The organism is Bradyrhizobium sp. SZCCHNS3002, from assembly GCF_032377435.1.
Taxonomy (GTDB): Bacteria; Pseudomonadota; Alphaproteobacteria; order Rhizobiales; family Xanthobacteraceae; genus Bradyrhizobium.
Genome location: NZ_JAUHHY010000004.1, coordinates 403535 through 426313, shown reverse-complemented (window position 1 = coordinate 426313; position 22779 = coordinate 403535). Strand labels below are relative to the sequence as shown.

At 64.7% G+C, this 22779-nt stretch carries 20 protein-coding genes and 1 tRNA gene; 8 read left to right on the top strand and 13 right to left on the bottom strand.

Annotated features, from left to right (window positions below):
- Window positions 1-27: 27 nt before the first annotated feature.
- Entirely contained in the window at window positions 28-342 is a 315-nt protein-coding gene (locus tag QW845_RS11610) for a hypothetical protein (RefSeq protein WP_315801780.1), read from the bottom strand.
- A 250-nt stretch (window positions 343-592) separates the two neighbouring features.
- Between QW845_RS11610 and QW845_RS11605 the strand changes: the two genes are divergently transcribed.
- A tRNA-Ser gene (locus QW845_RS11605) sits at window positions 593-682 on the top strand.
- 141 nt (window positions 683-823) lie between these two features.
- On the opposite strand, the gene QW845_RS11600 is transcribed toward QW845_RS11605, so the two are convergent.
- The 3 genes from QW845_RS11600 to QW845_RS34120 all read right to left on the bottom strand — a co-directional run bounded on the left by QW845_RS11600 (window position 824) and on the right by QW845_RS34120 (window position 5022).
- Window positions 824-3211 (bottom strand): S8 family peptidase, encoded by a 2388-nt coding sequence (locus QW845_RS11600; RefSeq protein ID WP_315801704.1) that lies wholly within the window; start codon window positions 3209-3211, stop codon window positions 824-826.
- 67 nt (window positions 3212-3278) lie between these two features.
- On the bottom strand, window positions 3279-4337 hold the full coding sequence (locus QW845_RS11595) for an ATP-binding protein (RefSeq protein ID WP_315801703.1): 1059 nt from the start codon (window positions 4335-4337) through the stop codon (window positions 3279-3281).
- Between the two features lie 454 nt (window positions 4338-4791).
- The gene (locus tag QW845_RS34120) at window positions 4792-5022 is read right to left on the bottom strand and encodes an HGGxSTG domain-containing protein (protein ID WP_409997903.1); all 231 of its coding nucleotides are present in this window, start codon (window positions 5020-5022) and stop codon (window positions 4792-4794) included.
- A 250-nt stretch (window positions 5023-5272) separates the two neighbouring features.
- Here QW845_RS34120 and QW845_RS11590 point away from each other — a divergent pair, with 250 nt between their 5' ends.
- Together QW845_RS11590 and QW845_RS11585 are read left to right on the top strand one after the other, a co-directional pair.
- Entirely contained in the window at window positions 5273-6478 is a 1206-nt protein-coding gene (locus QW845_RS11590) for an MFS transporter (protein WP_315801702.1), read from the top strand.
- Window positions 6479-7321: 843 nt separating this feature from the next.
- The gene (locus tag QW845_RS11585; RefSeq protein ID WP_315801701.1) at window positions 7322-9019 is read left to right on the top strand and encodes a methyl-accepting chemotaxis protein; all 1698 of its coding nucleotides are present in this window, start codon (window positions 7322-7324) and stop codon (window positions 9017-9019) included.
- A 23-nt stretch (window positions 9020-9042) separates the two neighbouring features.
- Here QW845_RS11585 and QW845_RS11580 read toward each other — a convergent pair whose 3' ends face one another.
- The 5 genes from QW845_RS11580 to QW845_RS11560 form a co-directional block, all read right to left on the bottom strand.
- Window positions 9043-9504 carry an NUDIX domain-containing protein gene (locus QW845_RS11580; RefSeq protein WP_315801700.1) on the bottom strand — a complete coding sequence of 154 codons (462 nt, stop codon included), beginning with the start codon at window positions 9502-9504 and terminating at the stop codon, window positions 9043-9045.
- Between the two features lie 4 nt (window positions 9505-9508).
- The gene (locus QW845_RS11575) at window positions 9509-10750 is read right to left on the bottom strand and encodes a DUF763 domain-containing protein (RefSeq protein ID WP_315801699.1); all 1242 of its coding nucleotides are present in this window, start codon (window positions 10748-10750) and stop codon (window positions 9509-9511) included.
- Between the two features lie 87 nt (window positions 10751-10837).
- On the bottom strand, window positions 10838-11818 hold the full coding sequence (locus QW845_RS11570; RefSeq protein WP_315801698.1) for a homoserine O-succinyltransferase: 981 nt from the start codon (window positions 11816-11818) through the stop codon (window positions 10838-10840).
- 12 nt (window positions 11819-11830) lie between these two features.
- Window positions 11831-13135 (bottom strand): O-acetylhomoserine aminocarboxypropyltransferase/cysteine synthase family protein, encoded by a 1305-nt coding sequence (locus QW845_RS11565; RefSeq protein WP_315801697.1) that lies wholly within the window; start codon window positions 13133-13135, stop codon window positions 11831-11833.
- Between the two features lie 150 nt (window positions 13136-13285).
- Window positions 13286-14242 (bottom strand): alpha/beta hydrolase, encoded by a 957-nt coding sequence (locus tag QW845_RS11560; protein WP_315801696.1) that lies wholly within the window; start codon window positions 14240-14242, stop codon window positions 13286-13288.
- Window positions 14243-14384: 142 nt separating this feature from the next.
- On the opposite strand from QW845_RS11560, the gene QW845_RS11555 reads away from it, so the two are divergent.
- On the top strand, window positions 14385-15272 hold the full coding sequence (locus QW845_RS11555) for a branched-chain amino acid aminotransferase (protein ID WP_315801695.1): 888 nt from the start codon (window positions 14385-14387) through the stop codon (window positions 15270-15272).
- 1 nt (window position 15273) lies between these two features.
- Here QW845_RS11555 and QW845_RS11550 read toward each other — a convergent pair whose 3' ends face one another.
- From QW845_RS11550 to QW845_RS11540, 3 genes are read right to left on the bottom strand one after another with little or no spacing between them, the layout of a single operon-like run.
- The gene (locus QW845_RS11550) at window positions 15274-16155 is read right to left on the bottom strand and encodes an acyl-CoA acyltransferase (RefSeq protein WP_315801694.1); all 882 of its coding nucleotides are present in this window, start codon (window positions 16153-16155) and stop codon (window positions 15274-15276) included.
- A 39-nt stretch (window positions 16156-16194) separates the two neighbouring features.
- On the bottom strand, window positions 16195-17157 hold the full coding sequence (locus QW845_RS11545; protein ID WP_315801693.1) for an amino acid--[acyl-carrier-protein] ligase: 963 nt from the start codon (window positions 17155-17157) through the stop codon (window positions 16195-16197).
- A 42-nt stretch (window positions 17158-17199) separates the two neighbouring features.
- Window positions 17200-18426 carry an acyl-CoA dehydrogenase family protein gene (locus QW845_RS11540; protein WP_315801692.1) on the bottom strand — a complete coding sequence of 409 codons (1227 nt, stop codon included), beginning with the start codon at window positions 18424-18426 and terminating at the stop codon, window positions 17200-17202.
- Window positions 18427-18772: 346 nt separating this feature from the next.
- Between QW845_RS11540 and QW845_RS11535 the strand changes: the two genes are divergently transcribed.
- The 3 genes from QW845_RS11535 to mtnA all read left to right on the top strand — a co-directional run bounded on the left by QW845_RS11535 (window position 18773) and on the right by mtnA (window position 21130).
- Window positions 18773-19045: a phosphopantetheine-binding protein gene (locus QW845_RS11535; protein WP_315801779.1), complete on the top strand. Its 273-nt coding sequence runs from the start codon at window positions 18773-18775 to the stop codon at window positions 19043-19045.
- 89 nt (window positions 19046-19134) lie between these two features.
- A complete protein-coding gene (locus QW845_RS11530) occupies window positions 19135-20010 on the top strand; it encodes an S-methyl-5'-thioadenosine phosphorylase (RefSeq protein WP_315801691.1) in 876 nt (291 codons plus the stop codon).
- 13 nt (window positions 20011-20023) lie between these two features.
- On the top strand, window positions 20024-21130 hold the full coding sequence (gene mtnA, locus QW845_RS11525) for an S-methyl-5-thioribose-1-phosphate isomerase (protein WP_315801690.1): 1107 nt from the start codon (window positions 20024-20026) through the stop codon (window positions 21128-21130).
- 89 nt (window positions 21131-21219) lie between these two features.
- On the opposite strand, the gene QW845_RS11520 is transcribed toward mtnA, so the two are convergent.
- Window positions 21220-21855, bottom strand: a complete 636-nt coding sequence (locus QW845_RS11520; RefSeq protein WP_315801689.1) for an HAD-IA family hydrolase — start codon at window positions 21853-21855, stop codon at window positions 21220-21222.
- Between the two features lie 90 nt (window positions 21856-21945).
- Between QW845_RS11520 and QW845_RS11515 the strand changes: the two genes are divergently transcribed.
- On the top strand, window positions 21946-22716 hold the full coding sequence (locus QW845_RS11515; protein ID WP_315801778.1) for a S1 family peptidase: 771 nt from the start codon (window positions 21946-21948) through the stop codon (window positions 22714-22716).
- Window positions 22717-22779 lie beyond the last annotated feature (63 nt).

Sequence of the window (22779 nt, the reverse complement as noted above, 5' to 3'; positions counted from 1 at the left end):
CCGCCGGTGGCGGCGAGGCTCACAGGCTCAATGGCAGTAGGACACGCCGTCGAGCACGGCGCAGCGCAGCTTGTTCGGCGAGCTCGGATTGTCCATCGGCACCATGCCCTTGCCCTGTCCGACGAACACGCCCGGCCCGACGACCACCGAGGCCTTGTTGCCGATGATGACGGACGGGTGTGGATTCAGGCTGGACCTGGTCCCGTCCGGCCACAGGATCGCGTCGCCCTGCCAGATCCCCTTGCGGCCGTCGTCGCAGGTCACGTCGACCCCCTGTTTGGTGCACTGATCGGCGCGCGCCGCCCCGGCGGCGGCGAGGCTGAATGCCACCGTCAACAGCATGGCGAGACAGGCAGGGGAGGATGGCGGCATGGCGAGGTCCCTCATGGGCAGCCGGATCGAGGCCGCAAATCAGTGGTCGTGCCGTCCGCCCGGCCGGTTCACGGTGGGTCCGGCCAGGCGGCGGCGAGGCCAGATCGAGCCCGCAACCAGGGCGGATTGATGATTTTTATCAGCGATTTGGGGGAAATTTGCCGCCGAGGCCCCCGCCCGGCTTGCAAAACGCCGCCGACCCCGCCAAGAGAGGGCCGCCGGAGAGATGGCCGAGTGGCTTAAGGCGCACGCTTGGAAAGCGTGTGTGCGGGAAACCGTACCGTGGGTTCGAATCCCACTCTCTCCGCCAGCTGCTCCTGCTAAGTTTTTGTCAAACCACCAAATTTCTTGCCATGAACGCTGCCAATCCCCAATTCGGCCCCCAAATCATGCATTAGGATTGGCTAGAATATCGCCCCGGTTCGCCCCGGCTATCGGACCGCCGACCATTTTAAAGGCGTACAGGAGGCCGGACTTGGAGGCCGACACGAGCGCGGGCCTGATCGTAAAGTTGAACAACGCCGGGCATCGCGATCGACACGGCGAGGCCGAAGGGTACGTTTTCATCGGCTTTCGCTCCCCGGTCTGGTTCGCGTTGGATGGAAACTTGGAGGGCGCCATTGGGTCCAACAGTTGGGGCGCGTTGACCCTCCCAGCGGCGCGAAAAAACGGTCCCGCGGCTACTCTGATTTGCATCAGGTTGAGTTTTCGATACGTCCGCCCGGAAACCGCTTAGATCGTCCGGGACCATCAGGGAGAGCTTGACGGAGCGGTACGACTGCCTTCCGGGCAGGACTGGCGTAAACCACGCAAGCGTTGTGTGCAGAGAATGCAGGCGTGCTTGCCCGCTTAGGCACGCGGGAAGGGGAACTTCTATGGTGCACTTTTTCTCTTGCCCTAGCGTTCCAACGGCCCAAAAAGTTGCTCGATCCTCGGCGCAGTAAATCGCAGCATCCGCATCGACCAACCCGTAACCGAGAAAGCGCCGAATGTTGTCCTTCTGTCTCACACTCTGTCGATTTTCGGGTGGACCGAGAACTTGCTTTATTAGACTTGCGCTATCCGCGGGCCAGATGGCGGTGTGAACGAGCAGTGCTTTTATGAGCGCTGCTCGCTGATGATGTGGCAGGACCAAAAACGCCTCGCCGTAGACATCCTCTAGCGCGTCATGGATGCGGTGAGCCAGTCGCGACGTCAATGCTGCCGCCGCACTTGTTCCTCCCGTGTAGTGCTCCCAACTTGTACCGCCTTCCCGCGGGGGAGCGGCGACTTTAAGTCCATGCGGCCTACCGGCGCCGCTGGGCTTTACTGTCAGCGTCGTACCACTGCTAACCATCGAAAGGTGCTCACGCGATCCTGGCATCAGGATGTCGGGCTTAACGCTGTTCGCAAATCCCGGGCCTAACGCGCTAGAGGGGTTTGCCATTTGAAGCGGGAAAAAGGGGTCGACTCTACCCCTGGCCCCGCGTCGCTCAGCTTCTTGGACTGCGTCGATGTTCGCCGCGCCGACCGTTACGCCGTTTACGGTCTCAGAGGGAGAGAGCAATCGGCGTGAAGTAATCAAACGCGATAGAGCGCCGAGGGTCTGTTCAGCGCGATCGGCTGGTGACGCATTCTCAAAATCTCGTAAAGTTGCGATCGACGCAATTTCAAACGGCGAAATGTAGTTGCCCGCGCTCACTACGAACAGAATGCCATAGCGGTATGACAATCGATCGAGAAGTCGAGCCCAAGGTGATTGCTTGCCGTGAAAGGGCTTTCTGGCATTTCCTAAGGATAAGTTGACTATTATGACATTTGGTGCAGTCGCGTCCTCGCCTTCGCGCATGGCGAATACCGCTTGATAGATAAGGTCAACAATCAGTCTATCCGGGGGAAATTGATCGCTTGATCCTAAGACAGGAAGACAGTGTATGCGTCGCCCAATCACCGGCTCCGTCAGATTGCGGTCGCCGTGCAATATCAACGACGCCATGGCCGTCCCGTGTGTTCGTTCCGCTACTAACGCGTTAGGCTCAAGGCCAAACAGATCATCTACGTCTAATCGGCCGCGGAGAAGCGGATGCGCGGAAACGGGAACACCGTCGAGAAGCGCAACAATAGGGGGTTTTTCTGTCGGAGCGCTGGGCGCGCTTTCCGCTACGAGCGAGGCTTCGTTGACGTCGATGCTCGTGGCAATGCTTTGCGGGCGAATATGCATTACCGGATCAAGGCCGCTAATGCCTTCGGGTAAACGATCTATGATGCTCCGGACGGCGACCACCGGCAGCTTGGCTAGAAGTGCGTGGTAGGCGATATCTGCGATCCTACATCTAGAGACTATGCTGCCGCCTGCCGAACTTATACTAGCTGCGACGTCTTGTTCTGCGGTTAGGGCGATCGCCTCTGAGGCTCTAAATACTAGCTCAATCTCCAATGCAACTTCATCGGTGTCCGTTAAGTCATATATCTCGTCGGCTAATATTTCCCGGTCGCCTTCTTGAACGCGATCCTGCGGACCCCAGACGCGTAGATCTCGAAGTGTCGCGAAGACATCACGCCAGGGCGTAAATCCCGTACCCAATCCCTGACCCGCGATCCAGCGGCGCCACAAGGACAAGATATTGCTTAACGCCTCGGCATCAGGAACTAGAAGATAAGCCTCGGGAGACTTGTCTTGGTCATCGCTTTCTAGTTCTTCTTCGTCGATTAGCTCAAGTCCAGGAACTTTCCGGATTGCGTTTGCAAAAGTGGTGATGGCGCCGCGAAGCTCGAAGACGAGTAACCGCTCAGGTGCGAGGGCCGACGGATCGGCTCTTAAAGTCAATCCCGTCGGATCACGATTAAGTGCCGTTTCCAATCGACGAAATTGTGGGTCGAACGATGCTCTCTGCGACGCTACGGAAAATGGCTTCGGCCTACCCGGATTACGTGGACTTCCGGGGCTTCGATCGACTGGGGCGCTTGGTTCGAGGCGCAGTAGTGGCTTCGATGGATCGATCGCCATAGATGTTCTCAGGCTTTACGCGCGCAACCCACAGCTCCAGCTCGTGTGCAACCGCAGTGTCAATTGTGATATCACCCAAGCCTAGGATTTGGCGCCGCCTAATGTTCTGGCAAAAATCACGCGCCTCGGCGTAGGAACTAGCATTCAATTCGGTTGCAATGTCGAGGGCTGTCTTGGTGGGGCGTTGAGGCCATTGCTCCATGATTGTATTCATAAAAGAGGCGACTTCCTGCGTCTTGGGCGCTGGAAATGCGATCTTGAGTTGAAATCTACGCCATACCGCTCTGTCAAGCAACTCGGCGTGATTAGTGGCGGCGATGGTTAGTACGTAACTTGGAAGTTGATCAATCTGCATGAGTAGAAACGATACAACCCGCTTGATTTCGCCGGTTTCGTGATCGTCGCCCCGCTCCTTTCCGATCGCATCAAACTCATCAAAGAAGAGAACGCATGACTGGGTGCGAGCATAGTCAAACAGTGCTCGAAGCCTCGCGTTGGTCTCGCCTAGGTAGCTGCCCACCAACGCATCATAGCGCACCACGAAAAATGGGAGAGCTAACGCTTCCGCGATTGCCTCAGCGAAGGACGTTTTGCCGTTTCCCGGCGGCCCGGAGAGTAACACCCGATGGCGCGGCTCATAGCCATGAGCACGAAGAACGTCGGCGCGCGCATGTTCTTCCACCAACTGAAGACCCTCGGCGCGGGCAGGTAGCGGAAGCACAAGCTCATCTAAGCGAACGCGCGGAGCAAGCTCCAATATTGTATCGCGGCCAGGGGTCTGTTGTGCGCGATTTGAAGTCACCAAGCTGGGCGGAGTGACGGCTACCGCTTGCAAGGCTTTTTCAAGCCGATCAGCAAGCAAATGATGGCTCTTGGCGCGCTCATCGGCCATGAGCGCCTCAACTGTCGAGCGCAGCATGCTTTTGTCGCCAGCCGCGCCAGCGCGAACGAGAGAGACTAGGATGTCGCTTTTGGCCATGTCACGACTTTACACATTAAACGTTGATAAAGCACGTAAGGTGAACGGCCGCTAGGACGTTAGGTTCTCATGGCTGTGGAAATCGCGGCCCGCTGAAAGTGCCCGCGCAGGGCGGAGCGTCGACTGCGTAATTCTTTGAACGGACGTCGATTTTTGCGATGGCAGTTTTAGGAGGCGGTAAAGAGGTCTCAGAACCCATGCGCTTCGGCCGGCTTGCCTGCCAAAAAGGGGCGGCACCAATCTGAATTCCTCCCCCCGGGAGCAGCTAAGGGGAAAGTGTGCTTGGAATTGAACGCGACGCGCGTGGGCTGCTCACCGAAAGCGAAACCATGCGCGTGCTCACGCCGGGAGTCGGACCGGAGCGGCCAGCGCCGGCTCGCAGATGCTGTCGGGCAATCCGCCTGGCGCGATCGCGTAAAGCTGCTCGTCCGTTATGCCTCGGACTTTTCGGTATCTATTTGACCGCCTTGCAAGCGGCGCGCGCCGATTTGACCATAGCAGAGATATCCCGACGAAATTGGATCGTCGCGGCCGCGAACCGGCCGTGCTTAAATACGAATTGAATGCCCTTAGGTGCTCCGGGCGACGGTCTGCCGTGCATCCGACACTTGCCGTTTGCCATTGCGGGCGAACGGCAAGGCTTGCCGCTCCTCGTCTTCGTGCCGCAACGTTTCGCCCGCTGCATGTCTAAGAGCATAGGGTTGTTCCTCCAATTTCAAGCACGTACCGCCCCCCTCCCTCCGCTGCCCTGCTCATACTGTTGCTGCTCCGCGGGCGACGACCGGCGCACGCCATGGCTGGCACATAGACTGAGAACCCTCATCCATGGTGGGGCGCAATTCCGAAACAGCGGGGCTCGTGGGACGCGAATGCTCTAAAACCATCCTCGTGGCGCGTCCCGGCGCCCTCTCCTTGCAACGCCCTAATCCCCGGACATGCCCCCCGTCATTGCCGATCCCTCCCTCCTGCGCGTCCTGATCGTCCTCGCCGTCACGCAGCTCATCGCCTGGGGCACGCTCAGCCTGCCGGCGGTGATCGGCCGGGCCATGGCGGCGGATCTGGAGATGGACCTCACGGCGATCTTCGCCAGCACGACCGTGCTGTACATGTCGATGGGGCTGTGCTCGCCGCTGCTGGCGCGGCCGTTCGTGAAGCAGGGCGGCCGACGCGTCATGATCGCTGGCACGGTGCTGGCCGCACCCGGCTATGCGCTGCTGTCGGCCGCGCAGGGGCCGCTGACCTATTATGCGGCGTGGCTACTGCTCGGCATCGCCGGCAGCGCCACGCTCTCGACCGCCTCGTACATCGTGCTCAACGAGATCGCCGGCCTGCGTGCGCGCAGCGCCATCGGGGCGCTGATGCTGGTCACGGGCCTGTCGAGCAGCATCTTCTGGCCGGTCACCTCGGCGCTCTCGGCACATATCGGCTGGCGCAGCACCTGTCTCGTCTATGCCGGCCTGCTGCTCTTGATCTCGCTGCCGCTGTTCGTGTTCCTGCTGCCGCGGCGCGTCCGCGATCATTTGCCGCCGGCATCGGATGCGGCGGCGCCGGCTCCCGCATCGCCACCGTCGCGCGGCACGTTCTATCTGCTGGTCGGCGCCTCCGGACTCAACGCCTTCGTCGCGTTCGGGATGGGAGCGGTTCTGATCGAACTGCTGAAGGCCGAAGGCCTCTCGGCGGCCGAGGCGGTCGGGTTCGGCTCGATGCTGGGCGTGATCCAGATCAGCGCCCGCGCCATCGATTTTCTCGGCGGCGGCCGCTGGGACGGCATCACCACCGCGATCGTCGCCGGCCTGGCGCTGCCGGTGGCGATGCTGCTGCTGATGCTGAGCGACGGCTCACACGCGGCGATCGGCGGCTTCATCCTGATCTACGGCCTCGGCAGTGGCGCGCTCGCCGTGGCGCGGGCCACCATGCCGCTGGTGTTCTACGACAAGGCGGCGTTCGCCAAGGCGTCCGCCCAGATCGGACTGCCGCTCAACCTGCTATCGGCGGTGTCGGCGCCCATCCTCGTCGAGCTTTTGACCCGCTACGGCAGCAACGCGCCGCTGGCGTTGAGCCTGGCCTGCTCATGCGCGGCCGTGGTCATCCTGCTGCTGCTGCGGCAGCGCCGTCCGATGCGCGCGACGGTCTCGTCCTGAGGCGTTCGACTGAGTCGCCCGTCGGGCCGGACATGGGGTCGCCGGGAGCGCCAGGGCGCGGGGACGGCCCGCATCCGTCCTGCGTCGAAACACGAATTTCGCCGATTGCTTCAATAACATCGGTTCGGTCGCGCCGACCTGCACAAATTTTGATCTTTCGTTTTATCGGAATTCGTGTTCCTCTATCGCTGTCCCGCCTCATCGACGAGGGGCGCTGCGCATCGTCAGGAGCGTTGGGGTGGGATGTGATGGACGGGCAGGCGCCGACTGACGAGCGGCGCCCGCACGGACGGTCAAGTCGCATGGTCCTGGCATCCCGACGCTGATGCCTGCGTGGCGTGCCTTTGGCGCGTCGTCGCAAACGGGGGCAAGAACGCCGGTCCCCGGGGAGAGTGCGAAGCAGCCGTAACACCATTGCGCAGGGAAGGCCGGGCAACCCGGCTGAACCTGTGGTTCCTGCCCCGTGCATTCCTTTCCGCACGGGGGCCGCAGGAATCAGCCGATGCCTGGTCTTCCCTGCGCCCTCGTGAGTCGAGGGGCTTCGCTGCACAAAGCTCGGGCGCCGAACGCGTCGCGACGGCGCGAACCCATGGAACTCGACACCTAACCCACGGGAACTTGGCCGGGAACCGGCCGGCCTTCGATGATACCTCCAAGTATCGCATGTTAATCCGAGCGATCGCTGCTCGATGTTGTTTTGGTTGTTCTCCAGCGAAAGTTCGCGTGCGCAGAGGTGGTCAGTCCAAAAACTAATTAGTTCGCCGGTGTTCGGGCGGCACGGATAGCAAACCATTAATGTACGGTTGGTATCGTGCATACAGTCCACGCAACGAGAACCAGAAAATGCGACACCTGACTGTCTATCAGCGTCTCGCGGCGATCATCGCCGTGATGTCGATCGCACTGTTCGCCGTCTCCGCCATGCAGATCATGATGCTGCGCGGAACCGTTCTCGAGGAGCGGCAGACCATGGTCCGCAACCTCGTCGAGTCCGCCGTCAAGGTGCTGAGCTATTATGACGCCGCGGCGACAGCCGGCAAGATGGCCCCGGAGCAGGCGCGGCAGCAGGCCTACGCCGCGATCGGCGCCATGCGATGGGGACAATACAACGACTATCTCGGAGTCTACGGAACAGGATCGTCGGATGCGGGCGTGACCTACGTCCACGCCAACCCGAAATACATCAATGTCAACCGCTGGGACTTCAAGGATTCCACCGGCAAGCTCCTGATCCAGGACATCGTCCGCATGGCGCGCGCCGGCGGTGGATTCGTCGAGTACAAGGTGCCGCGTGCCGGGGGCACGACCGAGCTGCCGAAGATGTCCTATGTCGGCGCCTATGGCAGCGGCGACAAGATGCTGGCGATCCAGGCCGGCGTGTATGTCGACGACGTCGATGCGGTCGTCTATCAGCGCGCGATGTGGGCCGGCTTCGGCGCGCTCGCCGGTCTGCTGGTCGCCGCGATCGTCGCCTTCTGGCTCGGACGCAGCGTCGTCGTTCCGCTCGACCGCACCTGCGCCGTGATGGACGAGCTGAGCAAGGGCAATCTGAGCTTCGAGGTGCCGTTCACCGATCGCCGGAACGAGATCGGCCGCATGGCGCGCAGCCTGCAGATCTTCAAGGAGCATCTCGCCGAGAGCGAGCGGCTCCGGGCCGAGCAGGAGCAGTCCAAGCAGCAGGCCGCCGAGGAGCGCCGCACGGTGCTGGTGCGGATCGCCGACGAGTTCGAGCGCTCGATCGGGGGCGTGATCCAGACCACCGCGACCGCCGCCGGCGAGCTGCAGACCTCGGCACAGTCGATGTCGAGCATCGTCTCCGGCACCACCGACCAGAGCGCGAAGGTGGCCGCGGCCGCGGAGCAGACCGCCAGGAACGTGCAGACGGTGTCGGCCTCCGCCGAGCAACTGTCGTCATCGATCCAGGAGATCGCCAAGCAGGTTACGCAGTCGTCGTCGATCGCCCAGAACGCGGTCGGGCAGGCGACGCGGACGGAGGCGATGGTCGACCGGCTGGTCCACGCCTCGCAGAAGATCGGCGAGGTCATGGCGCTGATCCAGACCATCGCCGGCCAGACCAACCTGCTGGCGCTGAACGCCACCATCGAATCGGCGCGTGCCGGCGAGGCCGGCAAGGGCTTCGCGGTGGTCGCCAACGAGGTCAAGGCGCTGTCGGCGCAGACCGCCAAGGCGACCGAGGAGATCACCAGCCAGATCGAAGCCATCCGCGACGCCACCGGCTCCACCGTCAACGCCATCCGCGAGATCGGCGCGACCATCGGCCAGATGAACGAGATCACCGACGCGATCGCGGCCGCGGTTGAGGAGCAGGGCGCGGCGACGAAGGAAATCGCCCGCAGCGTGCAGCAGGCGGCGCAGGGCACCCAGGGGGTCATGCAGCACATCGTCGGCGTGCGCGAGGCATCCGGCCAGGTCGGCGCCGCGGCGGCGCAGGTGCTGAGCGCAGCCTCCCAGCTCGGCAGTCAGTCGGATCAGCTCAAGACCCAGACCGGACGATTCCTCGGCAACGTCCGCGCGGCGTGACGCCGGCGGCGGATGGTGACAGCTCACCCTCCGCCGATCGCCACGAGACGGTCGAGCAGTGTGGCCTGGGCCGGATTGATCCGGACCCTCGCCTCGGCGAGGTCGAACCAGGCGGCGCGGTCGACCTCGGGAAAACGCTGGAGACGGCCGCTGCGCGGCGGCCATTCGAGCTCGAATGCGTTGCTGGTGATGCCGCCGGCATCGAGATCGGTCTCGGCGGCGAATGCCTCGACCACCTTGCCGCCGCGCTGCTTGATCTCGCCGAGCGGGACGAGCGGCACCGTCAGCGCGGTGCCAAGCTCCTCGGCGAATTCGCGCCGCGCCACGGCTTCGGCCGCCTCGCCGGCGCCGAATTCGCCCTTCGGGATCGACCAGGCGCCGAGATCCTTGTGGCGCCAGAACGGGCCGCCGGGATGCACCAGCAGTACTTCCAATCCGTCGGCGGTCCTGCGAAACGCGAGCACGCCCGCGCTGCGCGCCGGCATGCCGCTACGCCTCGCCGGTGCGCTGGATGAGATCGCGCTCCCAGCCGAACACCGAGCGGCCGTCGAGCTCGGGCGAGGCGGCGCGCTCGGTGGCGATGTAGGCCTCGAGCGAGGGGCCGGTCGCGCTGCGCTCCAGCCGGCGCGCCTGGTCGTCGAGCCGCTTCAGGGCCGACAGCGCCTCGTCGCGGCCGAGCCTGGCGTTGCCGACGGCTGATTTGAGCACGCGGATGGTCTCGTCATAGACCTTGATCGGCACCGGATAGGGATGACGATCCTTACCGCCATGCGCCAGCGAGAACCGCGCCGGATCGCTGAATCGATAGGGCGCGCCATGCACGACCTCGGCGACCATGGCGAGCGAGCGCACGGTGCGGGCGCCGACGCCCGGCGTCAGCAGCAGGTCGGGAAAGTCGACGGGACCGCGCTCGGCTGCGGCCGCGAGCGTGCCGTGCAGCCGGCGGGCGAACACGTCCTTCGGCCTGACGTCGTGATGCGCAGGCATGACCAGATGCGGCAGGACGCCCTGCGCCGGCTGCGGCGTGCTCAGCCGTTCGAACTCGGTGACGACGCGGTCGGGGCCAAGCTCGGTGAGCAGTTCGAGCTGCGCGCCGCGCGACGGCGCGGCGCGCCTGTCAGTGAGATTGACGATCTCGCCCTGGACGGGACCATCGATGGCGCTGTGCGGCGCGTCGACGAAGCTCGCAAGCTCGCGCGAGTGCCAATGATAGCGTCGCGCCTGGCGGGCATCGCCATTCATGCCCTGCTGCACCACGGTCCATTTGCCGTCCGTGGTGACGAAGAAACCGTGCAGATAGAGGTCGAAGCCGTCCTGCACCGCGGCGCTGTCGACCTTGGCGACCAGCTTGCTGGTGCGCACCAGCTCCTCGCCGTCGAGGCCGAGCCGGTCGCTGAGCAGGCGCAACTCGTCGGGCGTCTTGCGCGAGTGTTCGCCGCGGCCGCCGCAAACGTAGATGCCGAGCTCGCCGGACAGCGGCTTCAGTCCGCGCTTCAGCGCGCCGATCACGCTGGTGGTGATGCCGGAGGAATGCCAGTCCATGCCCATCACGGCGCCGAACGACTGGAACCAGAACGGATGCGCCATCCGCGCCAGGAATTCGTCGCGGCCGTAATGATGCACGATGGCCTGGGTGATGATGGCGCCAAGCGAGGCCATGCGCATGCCGAGCCAGGCCGGCACGCGTCCGGAATGGAGCGGAAGATCGGCGCTGCCGGTGCGTCGGGCCATCGGAACCTTGCAGAGGAGGCGTGTCGCACCAATCTAACAGAAGGCGCGCCGATGCGCGATCGATCCGATGTCGGGCGGACTTTGGCGTTAGCCGGTCTGCCCGAGATGGGCGATCCAGTTCCTGAACAGCGTCTGTGCAGCGCTTTCGGCGGCGAGGTCAGGCCGCAACGTCAACCCCGGAAGCTCGGCCGCCAGCGTCGGGTCGCGCCTTTCCTTGGCCCGCCACTCGAACGCGTTGAGCACCGCCTCGCTCTCGGCGCTGAAGTAGGATTTCGGCAGCCGCGGATAGTCGTCGCGCTGACCGGCGAGAAACCGCGCGATGTCGCGCATGTATTCGCGCTGTAGGGAGAGCGCGTCATATTCGGGATGGCCCTGGAAGAACACGAACCGGCTTGGCATCGAGCGCGCGAAGATGTCGACGCCGACCTCGTCAGACCGGGTCAGGATGTCGTAGCCGCGCTCCGCCAGCAGCGGCTCGTTGACGGCGTTGAGGCGGGAGTGCGGCACCTGGAGCGGCAAATGGATGCCGTGCGTGAGCCAGTCGTCCTGGACCTTCTCGCAGTCGAAGATGCCGGAGCATTTGCTCGCCAGCCGCTGCCGCTCGATGTCGTCGAGATGCAGCACGGCCGCGTGGGCCGCGAGACAGGACCAGATCGTCGAGCGGGTGTTGGTTCTGGCCCAGTCGATGACCGAGGTGAGGTCCGACCAATAAGGCTCGTCGCGCAAGGCCGCCGCGACGGGCTCGGCGCCGGTCACGATCAGGCCGTCGATGCCGAGCCGGTCGAGCGACCCGATGTCGGCGTAGGACTGGGCGACGTGGTGCCTCGCCGCCTGCGAGCGCATGATGGAGGGCAGCGAGAAGCAGTGCAGGCGGATGCGGACGTGCCGCGGCGCGCACTGCTGCAGCAGGCGGGCGATCTGGAGATCGGTCGCCTTCAAGGCGCTGTCCGGCATGTTGTTGACGAGGCCGATCGAAAGCTCGATCGGGCGCCGGCCCCGGTCGTCGAACTCGGCGGGCGCGAGGGCAGGGCTCGCGATCCTGCGATGTCGGTCGAACAGCAGGGTCATCGGCTGATCGCTCTACTCCGCCGCATCCAATTGACGCGGGCGAGGGCAGGCCTGGGCGAGCGCCTGGTCGAGATCCTCGATGATGTCGCTGACATGCTCGATGCCGATCGACAGCCGGATCGTCTCGGGAAGGACGCCCGCCTTGCGCTGGTCGTCCGGCGGCATCTGCCGATGCGTGGTCGATGCGGGATGGCAGGCCAGCGACTTCGCATCGCCGATATTGACCAGCCGCGTGACCAGCTTCAGGGCGTCGTAGAACGCCTTGCCGGCCTCCATGCCGCCGTTGATCCCGAACGTGAACAGCGACGACGCGCGACCGTCGAGATATTTCTGGACGAGGGGATAGTAGCGGCTGTCGGCGAAGCCGGCGTAGTTGACCCACGCCACGCGCGGATCGTTGCGGAGGAATTCGGCGACCTTGCGCGCATTCTCGACGTGGCGCTCCATGCGCAGCGCGACCGTCTCGATACCCTGCAGCAGCAGGAAGGCATTGAACGGCGACAGCACCGCGCCCATGGTGCGCTGATAGACGCTGCGCGCGCGCTGGATGTAGGCGCTGCGGCCGAAATGATCGGCGTAGACCATCCCGTGATAGGACGCATCGGGCTGGGTAAAGGCGGGAAAGCGGTCGGCGTGATCCTTCCAGGGGAAGTTGCCGCTGTCGACCAGCATGCCACCCAGCGTCGTGCCATGGCCGCCGAGAAATTTGGTCAGCGAATGCACCGCGATGTCGGCGCCGTAGTCGAACGGCCGCAGCAGGATCGGTGTCGCGACGGTGTTGTCGACGATCAGTGGCACGCCGTTGCGGTGCGCGACCTTCGCCAGCGCCTCGATATCGCAGACATTGCCGGCGGGGTTGCCGATCGTCTCCGCGAACACCGCCTTGGTGTTGTCGTCGATGAGACGCTCGATGGCGTCGGGCGCATCGCTGTCGGCAAAGCGTCCAGTGATGCCCTGACGCGGCAGGATGTGACCGAGCAGCGTGTGCGTGGTGCCGTAGAGCTGCGGCACCGAGACGATGTTGCCGCCGCCATCGGCGAGGTTGACGAATGCAAAGTGGAGCGCCGCCTGTCCGGTGCCGACGGCGAGCGCGCCGACGCCGCCCTCGAGCTCGCTGACGCGCTTCTCGAGCACCGCCGTGGTCGGATTGGAGATCCGGCTGTAGCGATAGCCCTCGGCTTCGAGATTGAACAGCGCGGCGCCGTGGTCGGCGCTGTCGAAGGCGTAGGCGGCGGTCTGATAGATCGGAACCGCGACGGCCTTGGTGGTCGCCTCCGGCTCATAGCCGGCGTGGATTGCAATCGTCTCGTTGCGCATCGGCGATCTCCCCGCTCGCTTCGATCAATGCGGCGAGCTGCTCGTATTCCGCGAGTGGTGCCGTTGTAGGAGCGCAGGCGTAAAGCGGGCAATAATTCGCGACAACAACGACGAAATAACCCTAACGAGATGTGGCCGAAGAACTTCGAATTAGCGCATAGAAGAAACCCGCAGCAGCGACCGGATCTGCTGCCCGACCAGCTCCAGCGCGACCTTGGCCTGCGGCAGGATCGCACCGAGCGCGTGGAAATTGTGGACCATGCCGTCGTGACAGACATGCGCGACCGTGACGCCGGTCTCCGCAAGCCGTGCCGCATAGGCATTGCCCTCGTCACGCATCGGATCGAACTCTGCGGTGTGGATCACGGCGGGCGGAAGCCCGGCCAGCGTCTCGCGGCACAGCGGCGATATCAGTGGATGCGCGACATCGGTCTTGCCGTCCAGACAGTCGGCGAGGTCCGCCTGCCACGTTCCCCTGTCGATCAGGTAGCCAGTCCCGAACAGCTCGCGCGACGGCCAGGGATTGAAAAAGTCGAGCACCGGGCAGATCAGGCACTGCACCGCGATTCTGAGGTCGGCGCGGACGTGGGCCTGCTGACAAACCGCGGCGGCGAGCGTCGCGCCCGCGGAATCGCCGCCGATCACCATCCGATTGCCGTCGATGCCGAGTACGGCCGCGTGATCGATGGCGAAGTGAACGGCAGCGATTGCATCCTCGACCGCTGCGGGAAACGGGTGCTCGGGCGCGAGGCGATAGTCGATCGAGAGCAGCCGGCAGCCGGAGGCGGCGGCAAGCGCGGCGGCGACCTTGTCGTGCGTGTCGATGTTGCCCGCCACGAGGCCGCCGCCGTGAAGATATACGAAACCGGGAGGCGCCGCGCTATCGTCCGGGTCTGCTGCCGGCGAATACAGACGATAGCGAAGCGGCCCGGAGGGGCCGGCGAACGTGCCATCCCGCGTGATGACGGCGCCGCAGTCGTTCCGCGCGAACTGCATCAGCTTGGCCAGCGACTGCCGGCGTTGCCCGACACTCGGATGCTGCCGGCTTTCCGGCATAGCGGCAGCTACCATCGAAAGCAGGCGCTGGGCGCGAGGGTCGAGCGGCATGACAGCTCCAGTTAACCAAGGCAGCGACCATTGTGCCCATCAGCAGTGAATCGATCATGAGCGGCAGACCGCGGCGGGGAAATCCTTAAAATCTTCAAGCCAGAAGTGCAGACAACGATCGATGCCGAACGGGAGCGCCGCCATGACCCACATCGTCAAGCCTGTCAGCTACTCGCAGACCTGGACCTTCTTCGACGGCGAATGGCGCGAGGGCAATGCGCCGATCATGGGCGTGCGGACCCACGCGACCTGGCTCGCATCGACCGTGTTCGACGGGGCGCGCGCGTTCGAAGGCGTGACGCCCGATCTCGATCGGCACTGCGCGCGTGTGAATCAGTCCGCGATCAATTTCCGGCTCAAACCCGTGGTGGACGTCGAGACCTGGATGGGGCTGGCGCGGGAAGGGATCGCGCGGTTCGGAGCGGGAGCCGAGCTCTACATCCGCCCGATGTACTGGGCGCAGCATGGCGCCGGCGGCGGTGTCCTGTTCGATCCCGACACCACCAATTGGTGCCTGTGCATCTATGAGGCGCCGATGCCGCAGCCGACGGGCAACGCCATCACGCTGTCGCCGTTCCGAAGGCCGACGGCCGAATGCGCGCCGGTCGACGCCAAGGCGGCCTGCCTCTATCCGAACAATTCGCGCGCGCTGATCGAAGCGGCCTCGCGCGGCTTCAACAACTGCCTGATGCTGGATCTGCTCGGCAACGTCGCGGAGTTCGGCAATGCCAACGTGTTCATGGTCAACGACGGCGTTGTCTTCACGCCGGTGCCGAACGGAACCTTCCTCAACGGGATCACGCGACAGCGCGTGATCGAATTGCTGCGAGGCGATGGTGTCAGTGTGGTCGAGACGACGCTCCGATATGACGATTTCCTGAACGCCGACGAGATCTTCTCGTCGGGCAACTTCGCCAAGGTCGCGCCGGTGATCCGCATCGACGACCGGACGCTGCCAATCGGTCCCGTCTTCAGCCGCGCACGCAGGCTGTATTGGGACCATGCGCACCGGGTCAGGGCCGCGGCGTAGGTCAGGCCCCATAGATCGGAAGCTCGGTGTCGCTGAGATCGCCGGGCCGAGCCGGCTCAGGTCCCTTGATGTATTTGCGGCCGCGGCGTTGGGTGTAGACGCCGGAGAGCCCCGGGATCGGCCCATTGGCGTCGACGACGACTGACACGCGTCCCCGCGGCAGCAGGAAGCGGCCCACGGCGCCGGCGCAGGCGGCGTAGTCGGAGGTGTCGCGGCAGTAGATCAGCTGCATTGCCGGCAGTGCGAAGCGTCCTTGCCGGATACGGAGCTGCTGCAACACCAACGGAATCGGGCCATGCTTCGACCGGACCACGATGCTGAGGCAGCCATAGCCTGCGTGGCGGATCAGCAGGTCAGCCTCGCCGGGTGGAAGCCCATCGAGCGCCTGCGCGTCTACGGCGACCTGCTCCACCTGCGCGCCGCGGCCGGCAAATGACATTGCGGGAATCGAGAAGAACAGGCCGTGACAGTAGGCACGAAAGCCCTGCGCCTCGATGATCGGCCAGGTCTGGCGCGCGGCGCTGATGTTGACGTAGGTCACCTCGGGCAGGCGCTGCGCGATCCGGGTCAGCATCGTCGCATAATTGCGAAAGGCCGGCTCGACATACCAGCTCGACAGGTTGCACCAGATCTGCGGCTGCGCGGGTGTGCCCCGATTGCTGTAGATCAGCAGCAGCACGCCGACGGCAGCGCCGTCATTCTCGAGCAGGTAGCCATAGCGGGGATAGCCTTCGGGCGCCGGACGCGTCGTCTGGCGGTGCAGGCCCGTGCCCCAATACTCGCGGGGCCGCCGGGGAAATCCGCACGTGAGCAGGTCGGCGACCGCGTCGAGATCGGGCTCCCCGATCTCCCGGCAGCGGATCAGCGGCTTGCGCGCGGTCATGAGGTTGTCTGCCGATCTCCCGACGATGACGGGGCGGCGTCAGCCGACGACGTCGGGCTGACGCTCCACCTGTAGCGCGTCGCGCACGCGTGACGGCCAGCGCGTCGGATCGATGCCATGGGTATGGAACAGCGCGACCGCGAGGCGGTCCATGCCGAAGGCCACGCAACCGGTGTGCGCCGGCGCGCCGTCGGCGTCGTCGATGCCCCAGGTCGTGCCGAAATGCTCGCGGTGATAGTTGAAGCTCATGCAGGCGGTCGGCTGCTCTTCCGATCGCAACGGCACCAGGAGCTCGAATTTCAGCGCCTGCTGCTTCTGGCTGACCGCCTTCATCTGGCCGACGCGACCGAAGAACGGGTCGCTGGCGTGATCGACGCGGAACGACAGCCCGAGATCGTGGGCGATCGTTTGCGCCTTCACCATCCAACGGTCGCGGAATGCCGAGACGTCGTCGGGTGTGCCGATGCAGACATATTCGCGCATACGGAACGACTGCAGGCGGTCGAGATGCCGCGACGGCTCGCGGCGGAAGCAATCGGCCGCGACGTCGAAGCGTAGGCCGCCGACTGGCAGTGCACCACGGCTCGCCGCGATCGGATACACCGGATAGCAGGCTGCGGGCGACAGCACGAGGTCGGCCGGCGACAACGAGGTGGTCCAGTCGCCGCCCTTGTCGAAACGTGCCACGGCTTCGTGGATGTCCCGCTCGGTGCCGTGCAGGCCACAGACGCAGCCGAGCAGATTTGGAAAGCTCTTGAGATAGCCGGACTTCTCAAGCTGCGTCCGGCTCATGACCGGCGGGAAGCGCATGACCTCCGTGCCGGGCTCACGATGCCGCGTGATGAGCGTCGTGAGCCGCTCCACAACACCTTCATACAGCGCGGTCCGTGCATAGACGCCATCCGCGCCCATGCGGTGGAACAGGGCGTCGGTCAGATGATCGAGCGCGTCGGCCGGCTGGGGCGCAATCTCGGGCGACTGCGGGAGAACGGGGATCGTCATTGTGCAAATCCTGGGTGGAGGCAATGGCTGCGATCGGCGCGGTCATTCATGGAGCGAGGCCGGTACCGTGCTCATCAAATTGGCCGTGGCAATGTTCGTGAGAATACGGTCGTTGTTGATCATGATCGGCGCCGACAGAACATCGCGCAGGTGGCGGCCGATCGAGAACTCGCCGTCGTTGCGATAACCCGAGAGCCCGCAGGCGCGCATCGCATGCATCACGGTCTCAACGGCAAGCTCCGAGGCCTGCACCTTCAACAGCGTGATCGAGGATTGGAAGTCGAGCGAGCTCAGCGCCCGCTCGTCATATTCATGGGCGACGAAGGCATCCATGTTGGTGACGATCATTGCGCGCAGCCGGGCCAGCGCCATCTTAGCCGCGGTGTAATGTGCAGCTGCCGGCGGCATCTGTCCGCCGGCGCCGCGAGCGGCCTTGCGCAGGAAGCGCTGGGCGCGCTCCACCGCGGCCGCAGCAATGCCGGCCCAGGCCGATGACCAGCAGAGATGCGCGAACGGCGTCATCGTCTGGCCGTGGATGCGGTCATAGGATTCGGTGAACATGCGGTCGGACGGACAGCTCACCTCCAGCGCGAATCCTGTCGAGCAGGTGCCGCGCATGCCCAGCGTTTCCCAGCCAAGGGTACGCGAGATCGTATAATCGTCCGTCGTCAGCGCCAGCAACACCTGATCAGAGGCGGCTGCGCTGTCGGCGCGACGGGCAATGGTGACGAGGCCGTCGGCTTCGGCACCATAGGAGATCACCGTGGCGTCGCGCTTCAGCGAGATGCGGTTACCGTCGTGGCCGACGGCCGCGGCGCTGGCGCGGATGTTGCCGCCGTTCTGTCCCTCGGTGGTGGAAGAGGCCATCAGCAGCTGCTCGGATGCGATACGGCGCATCAGGGATTCCATGTAGGCGCTGCCGCGGCCGTGACGCACAAGGCAGGCGACCTTGGTCTGGTGCATGGCGAAGATCATGGCGCTGGAGGCGCAGGCGCGGCCGAGCGCATAGCAGACGTCGGCGATGTCGTGGATCGAGGCTCCGAAGCCGCCGAACTCGACCGGGATCTGCATCCCGAGCAGCTTGTGCTCGCGTGCCGCATCGATTGCGGCCTTGGGGAAGCGGCCGTCACTGTCGACCTCGTCGGCTTCCGCGGCGGCCTGCGCGGCCACAGCCGCGGTCCGCTGCAGGAACAAGGAGCTGCGATCGAGCAGAAGGCTCTCGCCATCATCGGGGATCGGGTTGCGAAGCGCGGTTCCCTGGAGAGTCATGACCGATCGATACTCCGGATTTTGTCTCGTTGAGAGATCGGCACGTGCGTCCTCGCAAGATCAGGACAGATGCACTGCGCCTTCTTTTTGGGGCTGCTCGCAGGGTATGGATTTGATTCAAATACGTCGACGAAATTCAGGGTAAACGCTGTGCAATCGACGGGTGGGGGTTAATTCCTGGTTGTTTCGGTCCGAGAATTTCGGGTCAAGCCGTTAGCGTTAAGACGAGTTCAGACCTGGAACGGGGATGCGGCGTAACTCTTTTGCCGCCGGATTGCGTTATCTCCCTGCGCGAGCGTCGATCAGATTCGACGTGCCGGAACAAGCCGCGAGTGAAGAGGTCCCCATGCCGAGTTTCGATGTCGATGTCAGTCACAGGATCGTGGCGCTCGTCCGCGATATCCTCGCGCAGAACGCCAGTTCTACCGACGTGACGGCGGATGCAAAGCTCGTCGACATCGGGCTGACGTCAATGGACATGGTCAACCTGATGCTGGCGCTCGAATCGGAGTTCGATTTCACCATTCCGCAGGAGCTGATCACGCCGGAGAACTTCCAGTCTGTCGCCACGCTGGAGCGTCTGGTGAGCGGTCAGCTGGCGGCAGCCAAGGCCGCCTGACCCGCTGCCACGCCCCGCGGTTCACCGCGTCGCTGTTTTCAATCCGTCGCAAAGCTGGCATTCTCGTCTCCATTGGAGATGGGGACGTCATGACGAAGGCTGTGCTTGGCATTATCGGCGGCTCGGGCATCTATGATCTGCCGGGACTGGAAGATGCCCGCGAAGAGGTGATCGCGAGCCCATGGGGCGAGCCGTCGGCGCCATTGCGCCGGGGGACGATCGCGGGGCTGCCGATCGTGTTCCTGCCGCGCCATGACAAGGGACACCGGCTGTCCCCGTCCGACATCAATTACCGCGCCAACATCGACGTGCTGAAGCGCGCTGGCGTCACCGACCTGGTGTCGCTGTCGGCCTGCGGCTCGTTCAAGGAAGAGCTGCCGCCGGGCACTTTCGTGCTGGTCGATCAGTTCGTCGATCGCACCTACAAGCGTGAGAGCTCGTTTTTCGGCAGGGGATGCGTCGCCCACGTCTCGATGGCGCATCCGGTTTCGCCGCGGTTGCGCATTCATCTGGCGGCGGCGGCCGAGGCCGAAGGCATCGCGATCGCGCGCGGCGGCACCTATGTCTGCATGGAGGGACCGCAATTCTCGACCTATGCCGAGAGCATGACCTACAAGGCGTCGGGCTATTCGGTGATCGGCATGACCAACATGCCTGAGGCGAAGCTCGCTCGCGAGGCCGAGATCTGCTACGCGACGGTCGCGATGGTGACCGACTTCGACTGCTGGCATCCGGATCACGACGCCGTTACCGTGCAGGACATCATTCGCGTGCTCACCACCAACGCCGACAAGGCGAAATCACTAGTGGCGCGGCTCGCCCGCGAGTTTCCGCGCGAGCACGAACCGTGCCCGATCGGCTCCGACCGTGCGCTCGACACCGCCTTGATCACTGCGCCGGAGGCGCGCGATCCCGAGCTTCTGAACAAGCTCGATGCGGTCGCAGGCCGTATCTTGCGCGGTTGAAGGGGGATCGAACATGAAGGTGGACGGCCGGCACTATCGCAGCATCTGGCTCGACTCCGACGGCTGGTCGGTCTGCGCGATCGATCAGCGCCGGTTGCCGCACGAGTTCGTGGTGGCGAAGATCACGACATGCGAGGAGGCGGCGGACGCGATCCGCGGCATGCTGGTTCGCGGCGCGCCGCTGATCGGCGCCACCGCCGCCTTCGGCATGGCGCTGGCGATGCGCGACGACCGCTCCGATCCCGGCATCGACCGCGCCTACGAGATGTTGATCGCGACGCGGCCGACGGCGATCAACCTGAAATGGGCGCTCGACACGATGGGCACGATGCTGCGCCGGCTGGCGCCGTCGGAGCGGCGAGATGCGGCGTATTCCCGCGCCGTCGACATTGCCGGCGAGGACGTCACGATCAACCAGGGCATCGCCGCGCATGGCCTCGCGCTGATCGAAGCGGCCGCGGCGCGCAAGAAGCCGGGCGAAATCGTGAACGTGCTGACCCACTGCAATGCCGGCTGGCTTGCGACCGTCGATTGGGGCACGGCGACCGCGCCGATCTATCTCGCGCATGATCGCGGCATTCCGATCCATGTGTGGGTCGACGAGACCAGGCCGCGCAATCAGGGCGCGTCGCTGACCGCCTGGGAGCTCGGTCATCATGGCGTGGCGCACACCGTCATCCCGGACAACACCGGCGGCCATCTCATGCAGCATGGGATGGTCGATCTCGCCATCGTCGGCACCGACCGCGTCGCCGCCAACGGCGATGTCTGTAACAAGATCGGCACCTATCTCAAGGCGCTCGCGGCACACGACAACGGCGTGCCGTTCTATGTCGCGTTGCCGTCGCCGACGATCGATTTCGCGGTCGCCGAGGGACGACAGATCCCGATCGAGCAGCGCGGTGCGCAGGAAGTCACCGAGATGACCGGCCGCACCGCCGACGGCCGTATCGAGACGGTGCGCATCGTGCCGCCGGGATCGCCGGTCGCAAACTACGGCTTCGACGTCACGCCGGCGCGGCTGGTGAGCGGGCTGATCACCGAGCGCGGCGTGCTGCGGGCCGACGGCGCGGCACTGGCGGCGGCATTTCCGGATCGGGCCAAACAGACGAACGATTAGGATCAGCGCCGTTGCGAGGGCAGCGACGCAATTCAGAATCCCACGAAGCCTTCGGATTGCTTCGGCGCAAGGATGCCTCGCAATGACGATCAGCGCAGGCTCAGACCCGTCGCGGCTTCCAACTCGGCGATCGCCTGCGCTGCGCTGACCACCTTGATCGTCGTCATGCCCATCTCGCGCGCCGGCTTCAGGTTGATGCCGAGATCGTCGAGGTAGACGCAGTCCGCGGGGCTGACGCCGAGCGTCTCGGTCATCATCTGGTAGATCCGGGGATCGGGCTTGCGCAGGCCGATCTTGGCCGACTCGATCACGTGATCGAACAGCGCCATCACCTCCGCGACGTACAACGAGCGGCCGCCCTGGCTGCCGATTGCGTTCGCCGGCAGATTGTTGGTGATGCAGCCGGTCTTGCACTCCGCCTTGATGCGGCGGAGCGCCTCGACCATGTCGGGACGGAGGTCGCCGGTGAGCAGTGGCAGCACCTCCCGCCCGCTGACCGCAGCGCCGCCCAGCGCCAGCGACTCCTCCGCGAACAGCCGGTCGAAAGTGTCGAGGTCGATCTCGGCCCGCTCGAATTTCGCCCAGGCGTTCTCGAGATGGTTGGCGGCATTGGTGTTGCGGATGATGTCGACAGGATAGCCGCGCTCCTTCTCGAACCGTGCGAATGCCTCGAACGGCGATGTCGTCAGCACGCCACCAAAATCGAAGATCACCGCCTCGACCATGTCAGTCCTGTCCTTCCTTGATCCCTGGATGATCGCTAGCATGGGATGCCGCACTTGGCGACCTCGGCGTCAGCCGCTATTGCTGCCGCGATGAAGCCGTATCACGCAATCATTGCAGCCGCCGCTCTGCTGGCGCCGTCGCAGGCCCTGGCCATCGTCGGCAATGCGCCGGCGCTGAATGATGGCATCGGCCGCGCCGTGGTCACGATCGTCGGCTCGCGCGGCAATTTCTGCAGCGGCGCGCTGATTGCCCCGAAGCTGGTGCTGACCGCCGGGCATTGCGTGCAGCCGGGTCTCGATTACCGCATCGTGGAATACGATCGCGACCGCAGGCCGGTTCTCAAGACGGTCCGGCGGGTGGCGGTGCATCCCAGCTTCAGCGTGCAGGCCATCCTGGCGCATCGCGCCACCGCCGATGTCGCGCTGCTGGAATTGGAGGCGCCAGCGAAGGAGCGCGTGCCGGTGGTGCTCGGCGTGCCGCAGCCGCCGCTTGCCGCCGGCAACGCATTCACGGTCGCAGGCATCGGTGTCGCCGTCCCCGGCGACGGCAAGAGCGGGGGCGTGGTGCGCGGCGCGGCGCTGGTGGCCACAGGCAGGCCGGGCACGTTGCAGATCCGGCTGGTCGATCCGGCGACGCAAGGCGTGCGGTCCGGGCTCGGTGGCTGCACCGGGGATTCCGGCGGGCCTGCATTCGAGACGCAGGCGCAAGGACAGGTGCTGATCGGCGTCATCTCATGGTCGACCGGGCCAAATCTCGGCGATGGCTGCGGCGGCATGACCGGCGTCACGCCGCTCACGTTGTATCGCGATTGGGTCGTGCAGACCGCGCGGCAGTGGGGCATGCCGCTCGGCGGAAATTGAGGCGCAGCGTTCACGACGCCGCGCTTCGCGATGGGTTGACCGTCGCTGTGATCGGGTTCAGCC

Excerpts from the sequence above, each read along its gene's own strand:
- QW845_RS11610 (WP_315801780.1), bottom strand. The coding sequence starts at position 342 with ATGCTGTTGACGGTGGCATTCAGCCTCGCCGCCGCCGGGGCGGCGCGC.
- QW845_RS11595 (WP_315801703.1), bottom strand. The coding sequence starts at position 4,337 with ATGGCCAAAAGCGACATCCTAGTCTCTCTCGTTCGCGCTGGCGCGGCT.
- QW845_RS34120 (WP_409997903.1), bottom strand. The coding sequence starts at position 5,022 with ATGCAGCGGGCGAAACGTTGCGGCACGAAGACGAGGAGCGGCAAGCCT.
- QW845_RS11590 (WP_315801702.1), top strand. The coding sequence starts at position 5,273 with ATGCCCCCCGTCATTGCCGATCCCTCCCTCCTGCGCGTCCTGATCGTC.
- QW845_RS11585 (WP_315801701.1), top strand. The coding sequence starts at position 7,322 with ATGCGACACCTGACTGTCTATCAGCGTCTCGCGGCGATCATCGCCGTG.
- QW845_RS11580 (WP_315801700.1), bottom strand. The coding sequence starts at position 9,504 with ATGCCGGCGCGCAGCGCGGGCGTGCTCGCGTTTCGCAGGACCGCCGAC.
- QW845_RS11575 (WP_315801699.1), bottom strand. The coding sequence starts at position 10,750 with ATGGCCCGACGCACCGGCAGCGCCGATCTTCCGCTCCATTCCGGACGC.
- QW845_RS11570 (WP_315801698.1), bottom strand. The coding sequence starts at position 11,818 with ATGACCCTGCTGTTCGACCGACATCGCAGGATCGCGAGCCCTGCCCTC.
- QW845_RS11565 (WP_315801697.1), bottom strand. The coding sequence starts at position 13,135 with ATGCGCAACGAGACGATTGCAATCCACGCCGGCTATGAGCCGGAGGCG.
- QW845_RS11560 (WP_315801696.1), bottom strand. The coding sequence starts at position 14,242 with ATGCCGCTCGACCCTCGCGCCCAGCGCCTGCTTTCGATGGTAGCTGCC.
- QW845_RS11555 (WP_315801695.1), top strand. The coding sequence starts at position 14,385 with ATGACCCACATCGTCAAGCCTGTCAGCTACTCGCAGACCTGGACCTTC.
- QW845_RS11550 (WP_315801694.1), bottom strand. The coding sequence starts at position 16,155 with ATGACCGCGCGCAAGCCGCTGATCCGCTGCCGGGAGATCGGGGAGCCC.
- QW845_RS11545 (WP_315801693.1), bottom strand. The coding sequence starts at position 17,157 with ATGACGATCCCCGTTCTCCCGCAGTCGCCCGAGATTGCGCCCCAGCCG.
- QW845_RS11540 (WP_315801692.1), bottom strand. The coding sequence starts at position 18,426 with ATGACTCTCCAGGGAACCGCGCTTCGCAACCCGATCCCCGATGATGGC.
- QW845_RS11535 (WP_315801779.1), top strand. The coding sequence starts at position 18,773 with ATGCCGAGTTTCGATGTCGATGTCAGTCACAGGATCGTGGCGCTCGTC.
- QW845_RS11530 (WP_315801691.1), top strand. The coding sequence starts at position 19,135 with ATGACGAAGGCTGTGCTTGGCATTATCGGCGGCTCGGGCATCTATGAT.
- mtnA (WP_315801690.1), top strand. The coding sequence starts at position 20,024 with ATGAAGGTGGACGGCCGGCACTATCGCAGCATCTGGCTCGACTCCGAC.
- QW845_RS11520 (WP_315801689.1), bottom strand. The coding sequence starts at position 21,855 with ATGGTCGAGGCGGTGATCTTCGATTTTGGTGGCGTGCTGACGACATCG.
- QW845_RS11515 (WP_315801778.1), top strand. The coding sequence starts at position 21,946 with ATGAAGCCGTATCACGCAATCATTGCAGCCGCCGCTCTGCTGGCGCCG.